Here is a 1,349-nt window from a genome sequence, read left to right as displayed (position 1 = left end):
ACGGGCCTTCCCCCGTGAAGGTGGGCACGCGGTTATTGATCACGCGGCGAGCGTGAGTTTAGCGGTGTGGTGTCGGCGTTCGTATTCGTTGGGGCTGAGGTGGCCGTTGGCGGAGTGCCGGCGGCGGGTGTTGTAGCGGGTCAGCCAGGCGAAGACGGTCCTGCGGCAGGTGGCGGCGTCACCGTAGTCGTGGGCGCCCTGGAGGGTCTCGCGTTTCAGCGAAGCGTGGAAGCTTTCGCAGGCCGCGTTGTCGGCGCTGGTGCCGACCGCGCCCATCGACCGGGTGATCCCGAGCTGGTTGCAGAGGCCGGCGAAGGCCCGGGATCCGTACTGGGCCCCGTGGTCGGAGTGGAACACGGCGCCCTCCAGACTGCCGCGGGTCGAGGCTGCCATCCGCAGCGCGTCGGCGACCAGGTCGGTGCGCATGTGGTCGGCGATGGACCAGCCGACGACCTTGCGGCTGAAGCAGTCCAGCACGGTCGCGAGATAGAGGAACTCCCCGCCTGCGAGCGGGAGATACGTGATGTCGCCCATGTATTTCAGGCCGGGTTCGGTGGCGGTGAAGTCCCGCTGGAACAGGTCCGCAACCGGTGAGACTGCCGGGTCCGGGATCGTGGTGCGCACGCGTCTGCGCAGGCGGATGCCGGTGATGGAGAACGTCCGCATGATCCGGGCGACCCGTTTTTCGTTGACCAGCCGCCCTTTCCCGCGGAGTTCGGCGGTCACGCGCGGGGAGCCGTAGGCGCCGCCGGACTCGCTGTGGACCTCGCGGATCTCCTCGGCCAGGACCCGGTCCTGGTGCTGCCGGGCGGCACGGGCCTCGGCGCCCGCGAGCCACTTGTAGTAGCTGGACCGGTTCACGTCCAGGACCTGGCAGAGCCGCTTCACCTCGTAGGTGTCCCGGTGGTCGTCAACGAACTGGAAGCGGCTGATCACCAGTTCGTCTCTCCGGCGAAATACTTGGCCGCCTTGCGGAGGATGTCCCGCTCGGTGGCGAGCTTGCGCTCATTCGCCTCGAGCTCGGCCACCCTCGCCTCCAGCTGCCGGACCCGCTCGTCCGGATCAGCGGACGGCACCGCCTCCCGGGGCTGGGCGGCCGGCTTCGCAGCCGCGGCGGTGACGCCACGGCGTTCACGGTCCCGCAGCACCCACTCACGCAAAGTCGCCCGGTTGACGCCCAGGTCGGCGGCGATGCTCTTGTAGGTCGCCCCGGGCGTGGACTCGTACAGGGCCACGGCATCGGCCTTGAACTCGTCCGAGTAGTCCTTCATCGCCATCGGCGGTCTTCTCGCTTCCTCCGGATCAAGCAGATCCAGTATCAGCGTGTCCACCACTCAGGGGGAGGCCCC

The 1,349-nt window shown here is 68.7% G+C and carries 1 protein-coding gene; it reads right to left on the bottom strand.

Annotation, left to right across the window (positions count from 1 at the left end):
- Positions 1 to 39 precede the first annotated feature (39 nt).
- A protein-coding gene (locus tag AB0I69_RS48735) for an IS3 family transposase (protein ID WP_363102317.1) occupies positions 40 to 1,277 on the bottom strand; the annotation gives its coding sequence in 2 pieces (ribosomal slippage) (positions 40 to 951 and positions 954 to 1,277; 1,236 coding nt in all).
- Positions 1,278 to 1,349 lie beyond the last annotated feature (72 nt).

Origin of the sequence: Streptomyces sp. NPDC050508 (assembly GCF_040655155.1) — a bacterium.
In the GTDB taxonomy this organism is placed as follows: Bacteria; Actinomycetota; Actinomycetes; order Streptomycetales; family Streptomycetaceae; genus Streptomyces.
Note: the sequence above shows the minus strand (reverse complement) of the source record. Positions and strands in the feature narration are given on the sequence as shown.